Below are 21,272 nucleotides of genomic sequence, written 5' to 3' on the forward strand. Positions count from 1 at the left end.
AGTTTCAAGGGCGAAATTAAAAAATTATGCTAATCAAGTGCAATCTGAGCCTTATCTTGAGAATATATTGAGCTGATATATTTGTTGATGTATATTTTAATATATAACGATATTTTCTCAGGTTTACTATTATGAAATCTTTTTTACGCCACTGTATTTTAGGGATTAGCTTACTTTCTATCGCTTCCTTTTCTTATGCTGACAGACAAATTGTTGACCAAATTGGTCGCACTGTCACTATTCCCGATAAAGTAGATAGAACCGTTGTTCTCCAGCATCAAACCCTCAATTTATTAGTTCAGCTTGATGCAACTGATAAAATTGTGGGTGTGATGTCTAATTGGAAACAACAACTTGGTGATGGCTATGCGAGATTAGCACCACCCTTAGAAAAAATACCTCACGTTGGTGATCTCACTAGTTTTGATGCTGAAAGCTTAGTTAAACTACAACCTCAAGTTGTTTTTGTAACAAATTACGCCCCTAAAGAGATGATCGATAAAATAACTGATCTTGGCATACCGGTTGTCGCTATCTCATTGAGAAAAGAAACGAATGACGATAAATCAACGCTTAATCCAACTCTTCATAATGAAGAGCAAGCCTATAACGAAGGATTAAAAGAAGGTATTTTACTCATTGGCGATATCATCAATAAACCTGAAAATGCCAAAATACTTGTTGATGAAACCTTTAAACAGCGAGAAAAAGTAAGTGAACGCTTACAATCAATCCCTAAAGAACAACGTGTTCGAGCTTATATGGCAAATCCTGATTTAACGACCTATGGTTCAGGTAAATATACAGGATTAATGATGGAACATGCTGGCGCACTTAATGTCGCCTCTTCAAGCATTAAAGGTTATAAACAAGTTTCATTGGAACAAATTATTGCATGGGATCCTCAAGTCATCTTTATTCAAGATAGATACCCACATGTTGTTGATGAAATAAAGCAAGATCCTCGCTGGCAAGTTATTAGTGCCGTTAAGAATAATCGTATCTATTTAATGCCTGAATACGCTAAAGCTTGGGGCTACCCAATGCCTGAAGCAATGGCAATAGGTGAATTGTGGATGGCGAAAAAACTCTATCCTGAAAAATTCAAAGACATTGACATGCAAAAAGTAGCTAATAATTGGTATGAGAAGTTTTATCGCACTTCTTATATAGAAAAATAAGATATCGATAATAGGACACAAGATAAAATGGCATTTTCACTCTTTGCTGCTGGTAGTTTAAAAAAGAGTTTACCTTCTTTTATTGAACATTATCAGCAACAAACAAAAGAAAAGTGGGTACTTACATTTGGTCCTGCTGGCTTACTTAGAGAACGTATAGAGCAAGGTGAAACATGCCATCTTTTCCTTTCAGCTGACAAAGCAAATTCTCAACAATTAGTCGATAAAGGTATCGCAAGTACTTTTGCCCCTTTTATCGCTAATCAGCTTTGTATTACAGCCAAAAAAGCATGTGTTAATGAAGCTGATAATTGGCTTTCATTATTAGCTAATCCTTTATTAACACTTGCTATTTCAACACCTAAAGCAGATCCATCAGGAGATTATAGCTGGCAATTTTTTGATAAAATAGAAAAAGAAATGCCACAATTGGGTCAACAATTAAAAGAACGGGCATGCAGTTTAGTTGGTGGAAAACATTCAATTGCTATCCCAAATGGCGAAATAGCTGCACATTATCTGATTACATCACAACATACCGATTTGTTTATTGGTTATCAGCATTATCAATCACAATTACGTCAATATCCTGAATTAAAAGTCTTTGATATACCAGCAAATTTTAATATTACGGCATTATATTGTGCTACGCTAATTCACTCAGATGCTGATAAATTATATCAAGCATTATTATCTTTTTGCGCACAACAATATTTTATAGAAAATGGCTTTTTACCGCTAAACCAATAATATTTAGCGGTAATTAATAAAAGGATCAGCAATTACCATCATGCACAATGATAGCCTCAGCGCCCATTTCAGCCTCTTCAATAGCATGCTTAATTGTATCTGCATGTGCTAAAACAACACCTAAACGACGTGTTCCTGAAATTGTCGGTTTAGCAAATAATCGGATTTGGCGATTTGCTTTTAATGCCTGTTCAATACCAGAATAGGTAATGTTATCACTGTATAGCTCAGGTAAAATAACGGCAGAAGCACAAGAGCCTAATTGACGAATACCACCAATCGGATAACCTAAAAAAGCGCGGACATGAAGAGCAAACTCTGATAAATCTTGAGAAATCAGGGTAACTAAACCTGTATCATGGGGTCTTGGTGATACTTCATTAAAGAAAACGTCATCGCCTTGAATAAATAATTCAACACCAAATAAGCCATAACCACCTAAGTTTTTAACAATTTGACTTGCGATATGATGTGCTTTTGCAAGTGCGGTATCACTCATTTTTTGAGGTTGCCATGATTGACGATAATCCCCTTTTTCTTGTCTATGACCAATTGGCTCACAAAAATGAATGCCATCAATCGCGTTAATCGTTAAGAGCGTAATTTCAAAATCAAAAGGGATCATTTGTTCAACAATGACTCGCCCTTTTCCAGCTCTTCCCCCTTCTTGAGAATACGCCCAAGCCTGTGGTAGCTCACTTTCATTGCGAATAATACTTTGGCCTTTACCTGAAGAGCTCATGACGGGTTTTACAATACAAGGAAAGCCAATATTTAATGCAGCTTGATTAAAGTGATTTTCATCATCAACAAATTGATATTTTGAGGTAGGTAATTGCAAAGTTTCTGATGCTAAGCGTCTTATTCCTTCTCTATCCATCGTTAATTTTACAGCTCTAGCACAAGGCACTACATTATGTCCTTGTTGCTCGAGTTCAACTAACGCGGTCGTTGCTATTGCTTCAATCTCAGGAACAATATAATCCGGTTTTTCCTTTTCTATAATTTTTTTTAAGGCTTCACCATCAAGCATATTTATCACATAGTTTCGATGAGCAACATGCATAGCAGGGGCATTTGGGTAGCTATCTAATGCAATGACTTCAATCCCTAATCGTTGACATTCTATAGCGATTTCTTTACCTAATTCGCCAGAACCCAATAGCATTACTTTTGTTGCACTTGCTGTAAGTGCAGAACCCAACACAGTCATGTTTGTATCCTTAGTCTAGTAAACAGTCAAAGCAAACGATTGCATTGTAGTTTAATAGATTTTAACTAGCAGAAAAATAGTTCACTAAAAATAAATGAGTTTGATTAACTGCGTCGGCCTTTATTAATTTTTAATGAATTAAGACGTTTTCGAATAAGGGCGACAATGCAGCACAATAGACCTAACCAAATAAGCGAAAAACTGACGCCTTTAACTTCATCAAACGCTTCATGGAATAAGAAGACTGCAAGTAAAAATTGAATAGAGGGTTCAATATATTGCGCTAAACCAACAACAGTGAGTGTGGTCTTTTTAATAGCAGCGGTAAAAAAGAGCAAAGGTAAAATTGTTACTGGTGCGGTTAATATATAATAAAAACGAGTCAAATTATCAGCAGAAGAAAGTGCACTTTCTCCTCTCATCAATAACCAAATCGTAACGCCAATAGCGACAGGTAACAGCCAAAGTGTTTCGATAAACAAAGAAGTAATAACATCAAAACGAATAAATTTACGGATTAAGCCATAAATTGCAAAAGCGCCACCCATTACAATAGCTAGAGTGGGTAACTCGCCATACATCCATAACTGATATCCAACACCAGCACAAATCAGTATCACTGCCCATTTCTCTGCTCGATTAAGTTTCTCTTTTAGAAAAATAACCCCTAGCAAAATAGAAAATAGTGGATTAATAAAATAACCTAAACTGGCTTCTAATACCTGTTGATGGGTTAACGCATAGGTAAATGTACACCAAGAAATCGCCATTGCTAACGAGCTAAACAAGCACATAAAGACAGAACGCTTATCTTGAAAAATAGCCCGCCAACTTGTTCTATTTTTTATAAACAAGCGGACTAAAAGAAGTAATGGAATAGACCAAATTAAACGCTGGGCAAGTAATTCTAGTGCCTGAGCTCCAGGTAAAAGCCGATAAAAAAGTGGCGTAATTCCCCAAAGAATATATGAGAAAATAGCTAATGCTACACCAGACTTAATCCACATTTCATATTCCATCACATCAGTAGAATGTGCCTAATATCATACACCTAAAATAAGATAAACAGTATGAAAAAGCGAGGATAACCGTTTTCATATTAATGCTATTAAAAGGATAAAATAACTACATATAAAAAAAACTCTATCAATAAGTAGATAAAAAATCTTATTGATAGAGATATCGAGGAAATGGCAATATCCAAGTTAAGAATAATTAGAGAAATACGCTTTAGAAAAATTAATTAAGAGTTAAAAATGTCTCTAACATGTAATGGAGGCTGTTTGCTGATAAATTCACGCAATGCTTTACGACTTGGTGCTGCTGCGATAGCGCCCTTTTGTGTTGTCGCTAATGCGCCACAGGCTGCTGCTTGTGTAATTATTCTAGATAAATATTGTTCATCTTCAGCAAAACCATATTCTGCTACAGCGGCTAACATTCCAGACATAAAGGCATCACCTGCCCCCGTTGTATCAACACATTCAACGGTAAACGCACTCAATGCAACTTGTGTATTTGGCGTTAATACTAAGCATCCTTTAGATCCTTGAGTAATAACTTTTAAACGCGCTGGATAATCTTGTAATTTATTCAACGCATTCTTTAATGTAATTTCTTGCGTCATCCAAATGAGTTCATCTTCAGATAACTTTAGGACATCTGCTTTATGCGCATAGCTATCAATGACTTCGCGCATTTCTTCATGATCACGCCACATTTGAGGGCGTAAATTAATATCAAAACTTAGCAAAGAATCACTTTCTTTCAATTGCTGTATTGCAGTATTTAAAGTAGAGCGACAAATAGGATTAACTAATGCTAATGAACAAAAATGCAGAATGTCTTTTTCAAAAACAGGTAATGATTTTTCTGTTAAAAACTGATCGGCTGATTCAGCGACTAAAAAGGTAAAATCACGTTCACCATTTTCTTGTAAAGAGACGAGTACGGTACTTGTTCTATGAAGTTCATCAAATTCCATGGTGCTAGTATCGACACCAAGATCGAATAATGTCTTCTGCATAAAATGGCCAAACGCATCTTCACCAACACGCCCAATAAAACCACTTTCATGACCTAATTTAGCGACCCCAGCAGCGACATTCACAGGAGCACCACCAGCACATGCTTCATATTGCATATTTTGCAATGGAATTAAGTCAACAACAGCATCACCCAAAGACCATACTTTCATAATCTCTCCCAATATAAGCAATTATTTTTATTAATATATTCCGTTTTCATAAGTATTTCTAACTAAAAAAATGAAGATAATGCTCGTAAAACAGATCTGATAACGTTAACATATATACGTAAGATGAAAAAGCAAATCTCGTAAGATTCATTTTTTAACATCAAATGTTATCGTTAACAGTCCAAAAATGAGAGAAAAAAGTGATCTTAGCTAAAAAAATATCAAAGGATCACCTATAAGTACCTACTGAGATAATAAGGATAATGATAATGGAACAACGTTTAGAACACGCGACTGATGCCTTGAATGCCCTTATAGAAAAACGAGGAAATAATTTCTATCCTCAGTTTCATTTAGCAGCACCTGCAGGTTGGTTAAATGATCCTAATGGTTTAATTTATCATGATGGGCTATACCATGCCTTTTATCAGCACCACCCTTATTCTGAAGATTGGGGACCAATGCACTGGGGCCATGCAACAAGTAAAGATATGGTTCATTGGGAACATCAACCTATTGCTTTAGCACCAGGTGATGAATTCGACAAGAGTGGTTGTTTTTCAGGTTCAGCGGTAAGCCATGAAGGCAAACTTTATCTTTTTTACACAGGTCATATTTGGCTTGGTGAAGAAGGTGATGATAGCCAAGTTTATGAATCTCAGTGTATTGCTATCAGTGAAGATGGTATCCACTTTGAGAAAAAAGGGACAATATTACAACCTCCTAAAGGCTATATGCATTTTCGTGATCCTAAAGTGTGGTATCAAGACGGTAAATGGTGGATGGTTGTAGGCGCTCGTGATGAAAAAGATCAAGGCCAAGTATTACTCTTCTCTAGTGAGACATTATTTGAAGAAGGCCAAGAGTGGAGTAATGAATACAAAGTTTTAGGTAAAACTGACGATAAAAATGTCTTTATGTGGGAATGTCCTGATTTCTTCCCAATAAGTCATGATAATGATTTTGCCATTGTTTTTTCACCACAAGGTAAACGTGTTGAAGGTTATCAATATCGCAATTTATTTCAAACGGGTTCATTGATTGGTAAATGGTCACCTAAACAATCATTTGATTTACACGGTGATTTTATAGAGCTTGATAACGGCCATGATTATTATGCGCCGCAATCTTTTGAAACTGCCGATGGTCGCCGTGTTTCTATGGGATGGATGGATATGTGGAATTCACCTATGCCATCAAAACAAGAATTTTGGGCTGGTAGCTTCACATTACCGCGTGAAATTACCTTTGATAAAGTCAAAAATCGTTTACGCATGGTGCCGATTAAAGAAGTTGAGGTATTACGCCAAAATAAACAAACGATTGAACCGACAACGCTAAATCATCAATCTATTAAATTAATGGATGATACACCCGCGTTAGAACTGAATCTGACGTTATCACTAGATAGTAAAGCTGAAAAATTTGGTGTGTGGTTAGGCAAAGGATTAGAGATTTTTGTTGATAATCAATCTAATCGATTAGTTATTAACCGCCATTATCCACAATATGATATCAGCGGTTCGCGTAGTGCGCCTTTACCTGAAGGCTATAAAATTGAGTTAAGAATTTTTATTGATAGCTCATCAGTAGAAATATTTGTTAACCAAGGTGATCTTGTATTTAGTACACGTTATTACGCTGATAAGGATGATCGCTCACTGCATTTATTTGCAATGGGAGGAGATGCTCAAATATTGGCGGGTGAATACTGGACATTAAAAAGTATTTATTGATGCATTAATGTTAACGTTAACGAATCCAAGATAATAAAAACGTGGGTCTGCTTAAATAGACTCACGTTCAACAAGCTGACAAGGAACTTGAATTGTATCGCGATGTTTTCGCTGTTGAATAACATGTAACGTCGCTTCTTTACCTAACTCATAATGGGGAAGTTGTACGGTTGTTAATGGTGGATAGAACAAATCACCCGTACCAATCATATTATCGAAGCCTAAAACAGCAACTTGTTCAGGAATTCGTATTCCCATTGAAAGTAACACTTGGTAAGCAAGAAAAGCGATACGGTCATTACCACAGATTAAAACATCGAAATCAGCTTTTTGATAACGGCAATGTTTCTTTAAAATACCGATAACGTCTCGATAGTGTTCTTCACCAAATAGCATTGTATATTGACGTAGTGCAGATAAAGGCAATCCAGCATCTTGCCAAGCATCTTCAACAGCTTTACGACGAATAGGTCCAGCAACGGCTTCTGCGGGGATATAAAAACATAACGGATTACGATAACCCTTTTCTATTACTTTTTTAATAGCAAAATATTGGCCGTCATAATCATTAGGAATATAGGTAGGAAAAGCGTGCGTTTTATCTAAGCAGTTAGCTAAAACGACATTTTTATCACGCAACTTTTCATGAACGGAAATTTCTCTAAGCCCCATCGTGGTATAAATAATACCATCGGGTCTTTGAGCCAAAAGTTGCCATATAGCTTGTTCATAACAATCTTGTGCCGTGAGATTTACAACAAAAGAACTCCAACCATATTCACGTGCAGTTTGCTCTATGGATAAAATTATTTCGACAGAAAATGGGGTTGTTGCGGTATCAATCGCTAACACACCTATAGAGGAAACTTTTGTGCCTTGTCCTCTTATTTTTCGTGCAGAATAATCTGGAACATAGTTAAGTTCATCAATAGCACGTTGAACTTGTTTTAACGTTTCCGGCTTTAATAACTCAGGGTTATTAATTGCTCTTGAGACTGTCATCAAGGATACAGATGCAAGTCGGGCAACATCTTTTAAGGACGCCATAATATTGGCTCAATAATTTTAGTTAGTGTTAGTAGAAGGAAATAGTAATCTATTTTACTAGAAATAAAGAATAAAATCTATAAAACCATTGTGTTATAACTAAGGGTTTCAATGATTAAAATAATCATAAAAAGCGAGATATATTACTTTTCACTTACTATACAAGTAAAAAATAGTTATAAATACTTACATTAAAAGTCAATTACATTTAAGAATGCTTATAGGAATATTCTTTAAATCTTAATATTGTAAATATGACCTTATTTATAATGCACAAGCATTGAAGCAAAACAAAGTTATGATATTTTATCTATAATAGATTATATAAAATAATTAAATTTTCATTTTGATATTCTTAATATCGCTCCGTTACGTGAATATCACCCTACACAAAAATATATTTATTGGTTAGATTTCGTTTCACATTCACTCTTAGATAAGACTGAATAAACTTAGGAGCAACGTATGGAATCAATTATTCACCTGATCACATTTGAAGATGACAGTACAAAAGTTCAACTTAAAGCGGTACTTTCTTCATTAGCGGCTAATGTAAAAACCTATTCTAGTGAACAGGCGTTTTTAAAATATTATTTTAGTTCTACTAAAGGGGCTCAAAAAGAATGTATTATCATTAATACAAAAAATAGTGCATCACCGTCTATTGCCCTTGTTAAGGAACTGAATAAATTGAAGAACATCATCCCTGTTATTATTATCTCAGGAGATACTTCAATTGAAAGTTGTAGATGCGCATTTAGAGCAGGTGCCTTTGAATATTTAACTCGCCCACTCAATGTAAATGAACTTCTTAATATTGTTTCTGAGTCTTTTCTACATTATGAAAGCGAAGTTGAACAGTTTCGGACATATATTTCTCTGAAAGATAAATTTGGTAAACTCTCAAATAGAGAAAAAGAAGTAATGGAGATGATCCTTGATGGAAACACAAGTAAAGAAGCCGCAGAAAAGCTGTCTTTATCACCAAGAACCGTAGAGGTACATCGTTCAAATATGTACACTAAATTAAAAATAAGATCACTACCACAATTAGTTCAAGAATATGATTTCTTTAAAAAATATGACTTGAAAAGTAACTAATTTATTTTGTGATACTTATTTTTCAGTAGATATAATCTATCTACAGATACAATAATATAACATTTCAAATTTCATTATTAATTATTAATGAGAGTAGCCCTGTATTTGTACAAAATTGTGCTAAATAATTAGCATAGAATATGGAAATAACTCATGTGCTAAGCTCTATTCAACCATAGAAAGGGTTGCTATCTATTATTGATACATCCCTTTTATTCTTGTCATCGACTTTAATTTATGTATATCTCTTCTTCCAAAAAATCAACAATAATTAGGTGTAAGAATGACTATTTTAATTAATGGTTCAATTAAGAATTGATAAACAATTTCATCTAAGATGAAAATTATTTCCATTTTGAAATTTATACTTATTATTATTTAAAGTCATTTAGATACTATAACTTATTTTTTTATAAAAATTATCCAAATTTCAAAAACGGTAAAAAAATATAAAATGTTATAGAACAGATACACAAAATATGAGTGTGCGATTTTTGTTTAGATTTAGATCAATATATTAATCATAAAATATGATAATTTAATTTAGGATTTACTTATCGAAATTATGTATAATTACGTAACAATAACCATATTAACAATAGAGATTATATAACAATAGTTCAATTAATATAATATATAGTTTATTAAGTGATCAATCTGTATTTATATTAAACTTTGTTTATTTTGGTAAATAATTTATTTATTTTCTCCAAAATAAAGATAGGTAACAATACCTAAATTCTTTTTCTTCTTTATTATTAATGACTAAATTAACTCATTTTGCTATTTGATAAAACAATAGATAAAAATATAACACATTAGAGATTTTTATCTGTTTATTCTTATTTTCTCTTTCGCTAAATAGTCTTATGATACGCTTATCGATAATATTTTTTATGTAAAGAATATGAACAATCAAGATAAAAATCGGCGACCGATTAAAGCAAGAAACGCGAGTTGGGCAACAAATTGTAGTCGCTGGCTACAAAAAAAAGGTGCAACGCCTAATGGAATTTCACTGTTTAGCATTTTATTTGCCGCTGTGGCGGGTTTATTCCTTTTCTTTGCTCTTTTCTTCTCTTTTACTTATTCTCCCTTCCTTTATGCACTACTCCTTATTTTGGGTGCAATGATGATCCAAGGTCGACTTATTTGTAATTTGTTGGATGGAATGGTTGCGGTAGAAGGGGGAATGAAAAGTCCTTCTGGCGCAATTTATAATGAGTTACCCGATAGGATTGCAGATACATTTATTATTATCGGTATTGGTTATGGCCTATCTGCTTATTTTCCTATAGCTGCAACTCTAGGTTGGATAGCTTCTTTTTTTGCGATGTTGACAGCCTATGTTCGTGTTTTAGGTGGCAGTTGTGGACTTGAACAACAATTTACAGGCCCCATGGCGAAACAACATAGAATGGCATTAATTACACTAGTTGCCATTATTACTGCATTTATTCCGATAACATGGGGAGCATGGTTATTTCTGACCTCATTATGGATTATTATTTTAGGCTCAATATTAACTACAATTTTCAGAACTCGCAGGATTATACGAGATTTATCACAAGGTATCTGATTAATGAAAAATGGAAAGCTAGCGTTAGATGCAAAAATAGTATCATCAGTTTTAGTTTCTATTTGCCGCTTCTTAACGGGAGTTAGGGCAAAACAAACCTCACCTATTGCTAATGATAGACCTTGTATCTATTATGCTAATCACTCTAGCCATCTTGATGGCTTAGTTATTTGGTCTTGTCTTGCACCCAATATTCGCCCTTATGTTCATCCTGTTGCGGCTGAAGATTATTGGAAAAAAACGCGATTACGTCGTTATTTATCTCGCCGTATTTTCCGCGCTATATTGATTCCTCGTCATGCATCTAAATCTCAACCTCACGATGAAAATGTTCAAAATGATGTCAAAAAAGAAATAAAAGTAGATAACGAACACACATCATCTAATAAAACGAATGCCATATCCCTTATGCAAAATATTCTGGATAAAGGCGATTCTCTAATTCTTTTTCCTGAGGGAACACGAAATACGGGGGATTCTATTCAGGATTTCAAAGCAGGTCTTTGGCATCTTTCTCGTAATAATCCTAACGTGCAACTTGTCCCTATTTATCTTGAAAACTTAAATCGAGTTCTACCTAAAGGATCACGTTTAGTTGTACCTATTATTTGTACTGCCATGTTTGGTGCTCCCATTACGCCTACCCATGAAAATGAAAGTAAGCAAGATTTTCTTATAAGAGCAAAAAATGCGTTAGAGGAGTTACACGATGGCACACGTTAATAATGAGATTCTTTGGATTTTTATTGGCCTTTTTTCATTTTTACTTATCGCCAGTATTATCGGGCTTATTCTTTCAGCGATAAAAGGCCCAACATCAACTATTACTAACCTTAATTCTAGAATTAAGGCTTGGTGGGTAATGTGCATTATTTCCGCTATAGCGATTAGTATTGGTGTTATTGGCTCTGTCATACTTTTTGCTTTAATTTCATGGTTAGCACTGCGTGAATTAATTACCTTAACACCAACGCATCGCGGTGATCATGAAGCTCTTTTCTGGTGTTTCTTTGTTGTTTTACCAATCCAATATATTCTTGTTGGCATACAATGGTATAGCTTAATGGCGATATTTATCCCTGTTTATGCCTTTTTACTAATAACAACTCGTATGGCACTTTCAGGTGATACTCACCATTTCTTAGAACGAATGGCTAAAGTTCAATGGAGTGTTATGATTGCTATTTATTGCCTAAGCTATGCACCAGCACTATTAATGTTACCTATTGAGGGTTTCGAAGGGCGTAATATTAACTTATTACTCTTTTTAATGATCGTGGTGCAAGTTTCAGACGTTATGCAATATGTCTTTGGCAAACTCTTTGGCAAACATCCTATTGTGCCGAAATTAAGCCCAAATAAAACAATAGAAGGTTTTGTTGGGGGAATTCTTTCAGCAAGTCTTATTGGAATGATGCTTTGGTGGGCAACACCGTTTACATGGTGGGCGGCATTCTTACTTTCTTTAGTCATCACCTTAGCAGGATTCGCTGGTGGATTATGTATGTCAGCAATTAAAAGAGACAGTGGTGTAAAAGACTTTGGTACAATAATAGAAGGTCATGGAGGCATGATGGATAGAATGGATTCACTCTGTTTTGCAGCCCCTATTTTCTTCCATGTTCTCCGTTATTTCTATATATAACTATAATCGCCAGTTGTTCTCTTTTTTCGTTATGCCGATGGTGAAGACATCGGCATAATAATCAATAATACTTAATGTCATAATCATTCATGTAATTAAACGCTTGTTTCAAAATTAGATGAAAAATCTATACTATTTTTTATATTATATTTCAAAATATTAGATACCCTCTTCTTTTTAGATGCTAATAAAATGACTTATTTTGATCGATTATAGTGGCTTAGACGTGAGCTATCTTTTACCCTAACGTCTCTTTTTTACACTTAACTATTGATAATTATGACAACTTGGCTACTTCTTGCTCTTTCTTTATTTTTACTAGGGTTTAATCGTTCATTATCACTATTAACATTAGCAATAACTGCGATGAGTGGTTTCATAGCAGGAATTATTACATGGCAAGCGCTTCCTGTTATTTTCATTATTATTCTTTTAGCATTTGCTTACTCTCGCTATAAAACACAGCCGTATCTTCGCGCAGCGATTATTCTTACACTCATCATTATTGCCAGTGGATTAACATTTCACTTTATTCCTGGCTTTAACAATATGCGTTACATTCCACGCTCATCTTTAGGAATACATAGTGCTCCATTTTCTTTTTATTTAAATACAGATAAAGCATTATTACCTTTTATTTTGCTTATTTTCACACCTATGCTTTTTGTGTGTACACCACTTAAAAAAGTCAGCAAATTAAAATGGGGGTTACTTTGTCTTGCCGTGCCTGCCCTTTTATTTCTTGCTGTCGCTCTCGGTGGATTAGCTATTGAACCACATTGGCCAGAGTGGTTACCTGTTTTTATTTTGGCAAATCTCTTTTTCGTTTGCCTAGCTGAAGAGGCATTATTCCGAGGGGTTATACAGCAGTATTTATCTCATTATTTACCACCTTATGTCGCACTTATTATAGCGGCAACACTTTTTGGTTTAGCACATTTTACGGGTGGGTTATTGCTAGTTATTTTTGCGTTATTAGCAGGAATAATATATGGGTTAGCGTGGATGTGGAGTGGACGTCTTTGGGTTGCCGTAATATTTCATTTTGCACTTAATCTTATGCACTTATTGCTATTTACTTACCCCTTTAAAATAGCTTAATTATCTTTTTATTGTAGTAGTTACCTTCGCGTTTCACTCTTTTTTATGGTTAATTTCGCCAATAAATAAAAATGAAGAGTGAAACGTGAAAGCCATCACATTATTAAACCACATAAATTCTGATTAGCCCCATCAACAGATGAGTTTTTTGTTAGTATGTTTATTCGCTTGTCTTTAAATAATCAAAATTTCATACAATATATAAAAAACCACACAGAACAAAAAAAGGTGCTTATAAGTCACCTCACTTCACTGTATTGTTGATAAAAAAAATAGATAAGCTTAGTTGCATGGCTATTATTGTGAGCAACACTATCTAAATCACATTTTCTGCTGATACTTTGCCTTTTACCACCAGGATAAAAATATGTTAGACCAAGAGATGATCCGCACTTTTATACAGGTTGCAGACTGCCAAAGTTTTACAAAAGCAGCCGATGCGCTCCATAAAACATCAGCAGCAATTAGTTATCGAATAAAAACGTTAGAAGAAAATATTGGAACACAACTTTTTAATCGTACAACAAGAACAGTCACACTCACTCCAGCAGGTGAATATTTATTAGAAAAATGCCGCCAATGGATTGTTTGGCTAGAATCGATGCCTATTGAACTACAACAAATGAATGCAGGTGTTGAGCATCAAGTAAATATTGTCATTAATAATCTACTTTATGATAGAACGGCAGTGGCTAGTATGCTGGCATGTCTTCACCAACGTTTTCCATCAACACAATTTCATATTACTCGTCAAGTCTATATGGGTGTTTGGGATGCGTTAATTAATGAAGATTACCATTTCGCTATCGGCGTTACAGGAAATGAATCGCTTAAGAATAATATTAATATTAGTGCAATGGGTGAAATTCAATGGCAATTTGTTGTTGCACCTAATCACCCACTTGCAGATATTGAAGGTGTACTTAGTGATGATCAAATGCGAATGTATTCAGCGGTAAATGTTGAGGATACTTCACGTCACCTTTCAAAACGCACAGCGTGGCGATTATCAGGACAACATGAGATTCGTGTCCCCGATTTACATACAAAACTTGCATGTCATTTAAAAGGGGTCGGTATCGGATTTTTGCCACTAAGTTTATGCAAACCATTAATAGATTGTGGGCAACTTATTGCTAAAGAGGTCAAAAATAGACGTCATAATTCACCATTATCTTTAGCTTGGTGTGAAGATAAAAAAGGGGCTGTTGTCAGTTATTTAGTGGAATTATTTCAACAAGGCCATCCTAGTGTGCAATCTTTTTATGATCCCCTCAATTAAAAAGGGCAAACCAAAGTTTGCCCCAATAATAATTAAATAATCGAGATTATTTTGCAGCTTCTGCTTGTGGATTTTCTTTAATGAAAAGGCTCGCCACAATACCAATACAAATTAAGATAGCAGCGAAGTAGAATCCTGAATCCATACTCCCTGTTTTGTCTGATAAAAAGCCTGTTAATGTTGGCGCAAAAACAGAGCCTAACATACCGATACAGTTATAAACCCCAAAGGATGTTCCTAACGCATGTCGAGGTGAGTTATCAGCTACAACGGCGACTAAAACTGGGTTAGTACTTATTTTACCCACAATACCATAAAGAATCAGTGCACCAATTAAGACAGGCATTGATTCTGACATAGGTACAGCAAGAATAGCGACTAAAGAAAGCGGTAACATGATAAGTAGGACAGGTTTACGGCGACCTAATTTATCTGAGAACCAGCTAAATAACAGTGAACCTGGAATAGCAAACCATGGCATTAAAGAAGCAATTGTTGAGATTTGAGTACCTGTAATACCACGCTCTGTTTCAAGATAATATGGTAACCACGTTACTAATACGAAGAAACCGTAAATAGAACAAAAAATAGTCACGTACGCGAGGTTTATATTACGATTACCAAACAAGTCTTTAAACGTTAATTTCGTTTTTTGTTTTGGTGTGTCTGAGCTAGCATCAGCTGGTACTTTGTTTTTTGGCTTATCTTTGATTATCCATAACATTACTAAACCAATAATAATAATGGGTACACCAATAATATAAAATGGAGTACGCCAACTCATTCCCATTTCACCAACTGAAATACTTGAGATGTAATACCCAATTGATAGACCAAAGGCCATACCACTATTAATAATCGCGCTACCTAATGTAATACGGTGTTTTGGTATCGCCTCAGAAGATAAACCATATTGTGGACCATAATAGAAACCTTGGAAAACCCCCACCATTACCCATGCAAACATAAAGGTAACGTAAGTTGGCATCATACCCGCAATAATGGTAAACCCGCCAAATAGAATAACCCCTGTAACTAAGACTTTTTTCTTACCTAAATAATCTCCAATAATGCCTGATGGAATATTTAATGCAGTATATCCGATAAAGAAAATACTCATGATTGAACCAAGCTGTGCTTTGGTTAAATCAAATTCAGCACCAATATTCACCATTAATGGGCCAACAATAGCACGGCTACCATAAAGGGCAATCCAACCAAAGAAGAAGATTATTGTCAGCTTGACCCAATAAGGGACTTTGCCTTTACTCTCATTCACTTGTGCATCGTTCATAATGACGCTCCTGAAAGAATTTAATTAAGACTTATAAATTAAAGTGCCAGACTGACCTTCAATAACCTGTTGGATATTTTGTAATGCTCCTATATGCGCTTGTTGGCCTGTTGCATTTACAAAATCACTGACAGCCATGATTTTTGGTCCCATTGCCCCATCAGCAACCGCCATTGGTGCAAGTTCTTCTGGTGTAGCTTCACGAATAGCGGCTTGTTCTGGTGTTCCCCAATTTTTATAAATAGCATCAGCCTCTGTTAAAATAACAAAGTGTTCTGCATTTAATTCACGAGAAATCAAAGCTGCCGTTAAATCTTTATCAATTACAGCTTCACTACCAATAAATTCATTATTTGTGTTATTAACAGGAATACCGCCACCGCCACCACAAATAACAATATGACCTTTGTCTAATAAAAGTCTTACTGCTTCGATATCAATAATCTTTTTCGGTGTAGGTGATGGCACAACACGACGATAATGTTTTCCATCTTTTTTAAATGTCCATCGATATTGAGCGATTAAATTTTCTTTTTCTTCCTCATCATAAATAGGACCAATAAACTTACTAGGATCAGAAAAAGCAATATCATTAATATCGACTGTAACGCGAGTCATTACCGTTGTGATTTCTTGTGTCGGGTTATTTTGATTGATTTTTTGCATCATCATATAACCAATCATACCTTGGCTTTCAGCTACCAAAATATCTAATGGATAAGCTGGAACGGCTTGATAAGCTAAGTTTTGTAATGCAAGTAATCCGACTTGCGGCCCATTTCCATGTACTAATACAACACGGTATTCTTGCGCTAATTTATTAATGGTTTCCGACATTAATTCAATATTTTTATATTGATTTTCAGCTGATAAAACTTCCCCGCGCTGTAATAATGCATTTCCGCCTAACGCAATAACAATTGTTTTCATAATTATCCGTATCCGAATGTTTATATTAATTTTTATAAAAAAAGATTAATTAATACGCTGTTCTTGTTGTTTAGTTTGATAACCCATCCATAATCCCAATAATGTATCTGCGCCAGAATGATGACCAATAGAGAGAATTTCCAACATATCCTTAAAAATAATCTCTTTATTTTTTATTTTTTTTCCTAACTGAATTAAATAGGTAGAAAATATTCCCTGTGTGGCGTATTCCAGATAATGTTTACTAACAATCGTGGTGAGTGACGATAAAGGTAGTGTTTCATTAAAAAAATAACTAAGACTTTTTTCAGGCTCTACTAAATAATGCGCAAATAACATGCCAACCAGCATATCATCTGAGCTTGGCGTCAATCCGGGGCCTTTACCTATAAACATTGCCCAGTTAACTGCATTACCTGCTAATTGATTCTGAAATAGCTTAGTAAATAATTTAATTTCACTGATTTGCGCTATTTGACGGTAATTTTTTAAAGGTCCATATAGCCCTGTTGCAATCGTCGGTGATAGCAAAGAAAAAAAACTTTCTAACCAGCGTAAATCTAATTCCGCTTTATCTTTTATTCGCAAATTCTCAATATTACCTGCACATAATACGAGTTTATTTGCCAGCGTAATTTGCCTATCTTTAATCTTTATAGTCAATGACGGATGGCACTGTTTAGCGAGATAATCAAAGTCATCTTGTGCCAATAGCCATCCCATTGGACTTAATCCTCTGCCTTCTCGATGAAAAGTCAGTAAGCGTTGTTGAGGGCAAATGAAATTCAACGCGTGATCGTAAATACCAACACATTTTAATTCACCATCAAAATGTGGAATATGTTGGCTAGTTTGAAGCGCTTGAATTTGCATATTGCCCCCTATTGCTGTGCTAATAATTAATAGCGTGCCTAATTAAGCATCAATGCCTAATTCTTCGGCTAATGCTACAATCGCTTTTTCAAAGCAACCTAAAGGTGCGCGAACTGTACCAGCACCGATTTGACCAACACCCGGTTCTTTATGCGCAATACCTGTATTGATAAGCGGAGTAATACCCGTTTCAACAACACGACGTGCATCTAATCCTAAACATGCACCTTGGAAATCCCATGTTGGGATTTGTAGCATCATATTGCGAGCAAGGTAGATTTCCGCCATTTCTTCGGTTACTTCACGCGCTGCATCCATACCACCAGATGCACCAACAAAGCGAGTGACGCCAGGTGCTGCTACCATCGCAGCACCACCGATACCAAATGTTTCAGTAATTGCGCTGTCACCAATATCTGGGTTTGCATCTGCTTGGCTAAAGCCTGAGAAGAATAAACCTTGTGGCGTATTAACAGGTGCTGTAAACCATGTATCACCCATCCCACTAATTTTGATACCAAAGTTGCTACCATTACGGGTCATTACCGTGACGATAGTACCTTGTTTAATTTGTGCGCCTGCATCCATAGCTGCTTTGCAGTAAGCCATTGCTAAATTCAGGAAGAATTGATCTGTAATGCTTAAGAATTTAGTAACTTTTGTGATTTCTTCATCAGCTAAATCTAAAGTTGTGAGAATAGGTGCTAATTCACGTAGTAATAATGCAGATGCAGCGATGTTACGTTGGTGGAATTCATCACCCATAGTAATTGCTTGACCCATAATTGCAGTCAAATCAATACCATTTTCAATGGTTGCTAACGCCGCTTTTAAGACTGGCGCTAAACTATTGCGCATCCAATGTAGACGTTCTTGAACATCAGGACCATAAGCACCAAAACGCATCACTTTACCAATACCTTCATTCATATTGCAGTAAGCATAGTTACCATGAACGTGGTTTTTAATCACTAGCATTGGCATATGTGCAGAAGTGATCCCACCCATTGGTCCTACTGCATTAACGTTATGGCAAGGAATAAATTCAATTTCACCTGCTTCTAACATGGCTAATGCTTGAGCTTCATCTTTAGCCCAACCTTCAAATAATGAGGCACCGATACAGGCACCACGCACAGGGCCACTCATTTCTTCCCATGTTACAGGTGGACCTGCATGCAGTAATTTTTTACCTGTTTCTAATTGTGGAACGACTTCTTTCGCTAAGCTTACATCACACCAGTGAGGACGCGCTTCACGGATACGCTCGATAACAGCTTCATTCGCTTGTTCGATAGTTGTGTACATATCTGCAATTCCTTATTTCAATTTCTTTAATATTTCAGCCAGTTTTTTATTACCACCTGCAACAGGCGCCCATTGATAATGAACAACCGCTGTACCACTTGATTGCAGATCATCTGCGAAGCTACGTAATCCTGCATTAATAACAGAGATCCCGTTTAGAAGAGGTGAGGTATCGGCGTGTACTTCAATTGGATGTGGCTGGATTAATTCTTTAGCTAATAAAACCGCCTCTGGTAGCGTATCCATGACAATGATGCCCGCTTCTTTTAGCTGTTTTTGTTGTTCACTACGATTTTGTGGATCGCTTTCAGTTCCCGTTATTGTGGCAATCGTAATGAGAGGATTTGCTTCACCGCGTTTTTCATTGAGCTTTTTAATTTCTTGAATTAAAGCACCAGCGGGATCTTGTGTTGCACCATAACCAATAACGAAATCGACGAGTAATACACCAACATCTGTTCTATTACTTAATTCACTGATAAATTTATTACGTGTAGAAGGGTCGATCATTGGGTGTGGTTTACCTTGAGTATAAAAATCATCACCCATATCAATAATTTTATGACCATCAGCATCAAGCATTGTGCCTTGCTTATGTTCATTATCCACAGCAATACTCAGCTTTTCAGAAAGTAACATGGCACATTCCGCAGCTAACGTACCACCTGCATAAAGTCCGATAATTTTTTTATCTGCAACTTTTGGTAATTCTGCTGCAATATCTTCAACACGGGCTAATTCAGCTGCAATACGTGCAGTTTCATCTAAAGTACGAGTAAAATAGATATTATCATCTTGGAATTTTTCAGGTGTTGTGCCTAAAAATTGAGCCACAATGGGCTTGTTGTGACGTTTCATTTCAGCAATGATTTTTTGACGAACTGCGGGTGCTGGTGGTTTTGAAACAAAAGCAATGACGCGAGTATTAGGATCAGCGGCAAGCATATTAATTGCTGTGATTGCGCTAATACCGCCAATTTGTTCAGTTAAGTCACGACCACCTAATCCGATAGAATGGGAGATCCCCTGGCGTTGTAAAACAATTTGAGAAGTGATTTCTTGGATACCCGTGCCTGAAGCACCGATGATGCCAATTGAACCTTGTGGCGCAATGTTAGCAAATGCAAGTGGCGCACCTGCGATATTTGCAGTACCGCAGTCAGGCCCCATGACAATCAGCCCTTTTGATGAGGCTTTTTCTTTTAATGCTTTTTCATCTTCAATAGAGACGTTGTCAGAGAAAAGCATTACATTACAACCATCTTCTAAACCAGTGTCTGCTAATTCAGCCGCATACTCACCAGCAATAGAAATAAGTAGCATATTCGCATTTGGATTTTTCTGTTTAGCGGTGCGCCAACTACGAACTGTAGTCAGTTTATTACCACTTTTTTGACCATTAGCAATATCAGCCAGTGCTTCTTCTAAAGCACTAGAGATCATGTCGATAATCGCAGGATCATCAGATTCAGCTTTAATTGAAACACAAATATCGTTTGGTGTTGCATCGTTAAAGATGTCATGCCAGAAACCGGTGACATCAAGCAGAGATTTATTCGCTGGTGTACCCATCATGACGGAAATTTCTTCCACTTCAGGGGCTTCACTTAATTTTCGGGAGATTATCATCAGGCTAACTGAATCCTGAAAGCTCCCTTTTTTAATAAAAGCATGGATCATTATGATATCCTTAATGCATTTAATATATGTATGACATATATCTTTTTACATTTTGTTTTTTTGATAAATAGAAACCTATTTGCTTATGTTTTTAAGCAATATTAAATAAAATATTTAAATTAATTATGTTTTAATCTCTGCTTATAAACATACTCAATAAATAACGAAATGTAGAGTGACTAAAGTCACACTTATTTATTGTAAAAAATTTTTATTCAATCCCGCATCATTTATTAAATAAATTATAATGAGACAAATTTTTTAATTTATAAAAAATTAAAATATAAAACGGCAATAGAGTTAACTTTAATTTAACAATTAATAATGTAAAAACCACTATAAAACAAGGTGTTTA

18 protein-coding genes are annotated in these 21,272 nt (G+C 35.5%); 9 read left to right on the forward strand and 9 right to left on the reverse strand.

Features of this window, described 5'->3' with window-relative positions:
- Positions 1-131 precede the first annotated feature (131 nt).
- Both M983_RS05130 and M983_RS05135 read left to right on the forward strand, forming a co-directional pair.
- Positions 132-1,181: an ABC transporter substrate-binding protein gene (locus M983_RS05130; protein WP_083954551.1), complete on the forward strand. Its 1,050-nt coding sequence runs from the start codon at positions 132-134 to the stop codon at positions 1,179-1,181.
- A gap of 27 nt (positions 1,182-1,208) precedes the next feature.
- Positions 1,209-1,931 carry a substrate-binding domain-containing protein gene (locus M983_RS05135; RefSeq protein WP_066748069.1) on the forward strand — a complete coding sequence of 241 codons (723 nt, stop codon included), beginning with the start codon at positions 1,209-1,211 and terminating at the stop codon, positions 1,929-1,931.
- 25 nt (positions 1,932-1,956) lie between these two features.
- Here M983_RS05135 and purT read toward each other — a convergent pair whose 3' ends face one another.
- From purT to M983_RS05150, 3 genes are all read right to left on the reverse strand, one after another.
- The gene (gene purT, locus M983_RS05140; protein ID WP_066748072.1) at positions 1,957-3,144 is read right to left on the reverse strand and encodes a formate-dependent phosphoribosylglycinamide formyltransferase; all 1,188 of its coding nucleotides are present in this window, start codon (positions 3,142-3,144) and stop codon (positions 1,957-1,959) included.
- A gap of 104 nt (positions 3,145-3,248) precedes the next feature.
- The gene (gene rarD, locus M983_RS05145) at positions 3,249-4,151 is read right to left on the reverse strand and encodes an EamA family transporter RarD (protein WP_066748075.1); all 903 of its coding nucleotides are present in this window, start codon (positions 4,149-4,151) and stop codon (positions 3,249-3,251) included.
- A gap of 236 nt (positions 4,152-4,387) precedes the next feature.
- On the reverse strand, positions 4,388-5,341 hold the full coding sequence (locus M983_RS05150) for an aminoimidazole riboside kinase (RefSeq protein ID WP_066748078.1): 954 nt from the start codon (positions 5,339-5,341) through the stop codon (positions 4,388-4,390).
- A 269-nt stretch (positions 5,342-5,610) separates the two neighbouring features.
- Between M983_RS05150 and M983_RS05155 the strand changes: the two genes are divergently transcribed.
- Positions 5,611-7,077, forward strand: coding sequence for a glycoside hydrolase family 32 protein (locus M983_RS05155; RefSeq protein WP_066748081.1), 1,467 nt, complete (start codon positions 5,611-5,613; stop codon positions 7,075-7,077).
- Positions 7,078-7,128: 51 nt separating this feature from the next.
- On the opposite strand, the gene M983_RS05160 is transcribed toward M983_RS05155, so the two are convergent.
- Positions 7,129-8,124: a LacI family DNA-binding transcriptional regulator gene (locus M983_RS05160; protein ID WP_066748084.1), complete on the reverse strand. Its 996-nt coding sequence runs from the start codon at positions 8,122-8,124 to the stop codon at positions 7,129-7,131.
- Between the two features lie 465 nt (positions 8,125-8,589).
- Here M983_RS05160 and M983_RS05165 point away from each other — a divergent pair, with 465 nt between their 5' ends.
- The 6 genes from M983_RS05165 to allS all read left to right on the forward strand — a co-directional run bounded on the left by M983_RS05165 (position 8,590) and on the right by allS (position 14,832).
- Positions 8,590-9,225, forward strand: coding sequence for a response regulator transcription factor (locus M983_RS05165; RefSeq protein ID WP_066748087.1), 636 nt, complete (start codon positions 8,590-8,592; stop codon positions 9,223-9,225).
- Positions 9,226-10,132: 907 nt separating this feature from the next.
- A complete protein-coding gene (locus tag M983_RS05170) occupies positions 10,133-10,804 on the forward strand; it encodes a CDP-alcohol phosphatidyltransferase family protein (RefSeq protein WP_066748094.1) in 672 nt (223 codons plus the stop codon).
- 3 nt (positions 10,805-10,807) lie between these two features.
- Entirely contained in the window at positions 10,808-11,527 is a 720-nt protein-coding gene (locus M983_RS05175) for a lysophospholipid acyltransferase family protein (RefSeq protein ID WP_066748096.1), read from the forward strand.
- Entirely contained in the window at positions 11,514-12,449 is a 936-nt protein-coding gene (locus M983_RS05180) for a phosphatidate cytidylyltransferase (RefSeq protein WP_066748098.1), read from the forward strand. Before M983_RS05175 ends, M983_RS05180 begins: the two co-directional genes overlap by 14 nt.
- A 279-nt stretch (positions 12,450-12,728) precedes the next feature.
- Positions 12,729-13,550: a CPBP family intramembrane glutamic endopeptidase gene (locus M983_RS05185; RefSeq protein ID WP_066748099.1), complete on the forward strand. Its 822-nt coding sequence runs from the start codon at positions 12,729-12,731 to the stop codon at positions 13,548-13,550.
- A gap of 367 nt (positions 13,551-13,917) precedes the next feature.
- Positions 13,918-14,832: an HTH-type transcriptional activator AllS gene (gene allS / locus M983_RS05190; RefSeq protein WP_066748109.1), complete on the forward strand. Its 915-nt coding sequence runs from the start codon at positions 13,918-13,920 to the stop codon at positions 14,830-14,832.
- Between the two features lie 46 nt (positions 14,833-14,878).
- Here the strand turns inward: allS and M983_RS05195 are convergent, their stop codons facing one another.
- The 5 genes from M983_RS05195 to M983_RS05215 are packed head-to-tail and all read right to left on the reverse strand — an operon-like array spanning position 14,879 to position 20,917.
- Positions 14,879-16,126 carry an MFS transporter gene (locus M983_RS05195; RefSeq protein WP_066748113.1) on the reverse strand — a complete coding sequence of 416 codons (1,248 nt, stop codon included), beginning with the start codon at positions 16,124-16,126 and terminating at the stop codon, positions 14,879-14,881.
- A gap of 24 nt (positions 16,127-16,150) precedes the next feature.
- Entirely contained in the window at positions 16,151-17,056 is a 906-nt protein-coding gene (locus M983_RS05200) for a carbamate kinase (protein WP_066748116.1), read from the reverse strand.
- Positions 17,057-17,101: 45 nt separating this feature from the next.
- Entirely contained in the window at positions 17,102-17,929 is an 828-nt protein-coding gene (locus tag M983_RS05205; protein WP_066748118.1) for an oxamate carbamoyltransferase subunit AllH family protein, read from the reverse strand.
- A 42-nt stretch (positions 17,930-17,971) separates the two neighbouring features.
- Positions 17,972-19,237, reverse strand: a complete 1,266-nt coding sequence (locus M983_RS05210; RefSeq protein WP_066748120.1) for a YlbE family protein — start codon at positions 19,235-19,237, stop codon at positions 17,972-17,974.
- Positions 19,238-19,249: 12 nt separating this feature from the next.
- Positions 19,250-20,917 (reverse strand): acyl-CoA synthetase FdrA, encoded by a 1,668-nt coding sequence (locus M983_RS05215; protein WP_066748123.1) that lies wholly within the window; start codon positions 20,915-20,917, stop codon positions 19,250-19,252.
- Positions 20,918-21,272 lie beyond the last annotated feature (355 nt).

It is taken from the genome of Proteus myxofaciens ATCC 19692 (assembly GCF_001654855.1).
Lineage (GTDB): Bacteria > Pseudomonadota > Gammaproteobacteria > Enterobacterales > Enterobacteriaceae > Proteus > Proteus myxofaciens.

Coding starts and splice junctions, on each gene's coding strand:
- M983_RS05180 (WP_066748098.1), top strand. CDS start 11,514: ATGGCACACGTTAATAATGAGATTCTTTGGATTTTTATTGGCCTTTTT.
- M983_RS05175 (WP_066748096.1), top strand. CDS start 10,808: ATGAAAAATGGAAAGCTAGCGTTAGATGCAAAAATAGTATCATCAGTT.
- M983_RS05165 (WP_066748087.1), top strand. CDS start 8,590: ATGGAATCAATTATTCACCTGATCACATTTGAAGATGACAGTACAAAA.
- M983_RS05155 (WP_066748081.1), top strand. CDS start 5,611: ATGGAACAACGTTTAGAACACGCGACTGATGCCTTGAATGCCCTTATA.
- M983_RS05170 (WP_066748094.1), top strand. CDS start 10,133: ATGAACAATCAAGATAAAAATCGGCGACCGATTAAAGCAAGAAACGCG.
- M983_RS05185 (WP_066748099.1), top strand. CDS start 12,729: ATGACAACTTGGCTACTTCTTGCTCTTTCTTTATTTTTACTAGGGTTT.
- M983_RS05160 (WP_066748084.1), bottom strand. CDS start 8,124: ATGGCGTCCTTAAAAGATGTTGCCCGACTTGCATCTGTATCCTTGATG.
- M983_RS05205 (WP_066748118.1), bottom strand. CDS start 17,929: ATGCAAATTCAAGCGCTTCAAACTAGCCAACATATTCCACATTTTGAT.
- M983_RS05150 (WP_066748078.1), bottom strand. CDS start 5,341: ATGAAAGTATGGTCTTTGGGTGATGCTGTTGTTGACTTAATTCCATTG.
- M983_RS05215 (WP_066748123.1), bottom strand. CDS start 20,917: ATGATCCATGCTTTTATTAAAAAAGGGAGCTTTCAGGATTCAGTTAGC.
- allS (WP_066748109.1), top strand. CDS start 13,918: ATGTTAGACCAAGAGATGATCCGCACTTTTATACAGGTTGCAGACTGC.
- purT (WP_066748072.1), bottom strand. CDS start 3,144: ATGACTGTGTTGGGTTCTGCACTTACAGCAAGTGCAACAAAAGTAATG.
- M983_RS05210 (WP_066748120.1), bottom strand. CDS start 19,237: ATGTACACAACTATCGAACAAGCGAATGAAGCTGTTATCGAGCGTATC.
- M983_RS05195 (WP_066748113.1), bottom strand. CDS start 16,126: ATGAACGATGCACAAGTGAATGAGAGTAAAGGCAAAGTCCCTTATTGG.
- M983_RS05130 (WP_083954551.1), top strand. CDS start 132: ATGAAATCTTTTTTACGCCACTGTATTTTAGGGATTAGCTTACTTTCT.
- M983_RS05135 (WP_066748069.1), top strand. CDS start 1,209: ATGGCATTTTCACTCTTTGCTGCTGGTAGTTTAAAAAAGAGTTTACCT.
- rarD (WP_066748075.1), bottom strand. CDS start 4,151: ATGTGGATTAAGTCTGGTGTAGCATTAGCTATTTTCTCATATATTCTT.
- M983_RS05200 (WP_066748116.1), bottom strand. CDS start 17,056: ATGAAAACAATTGTTATTGCGTTAGGCGGAAATGCATTATTACAGCGC.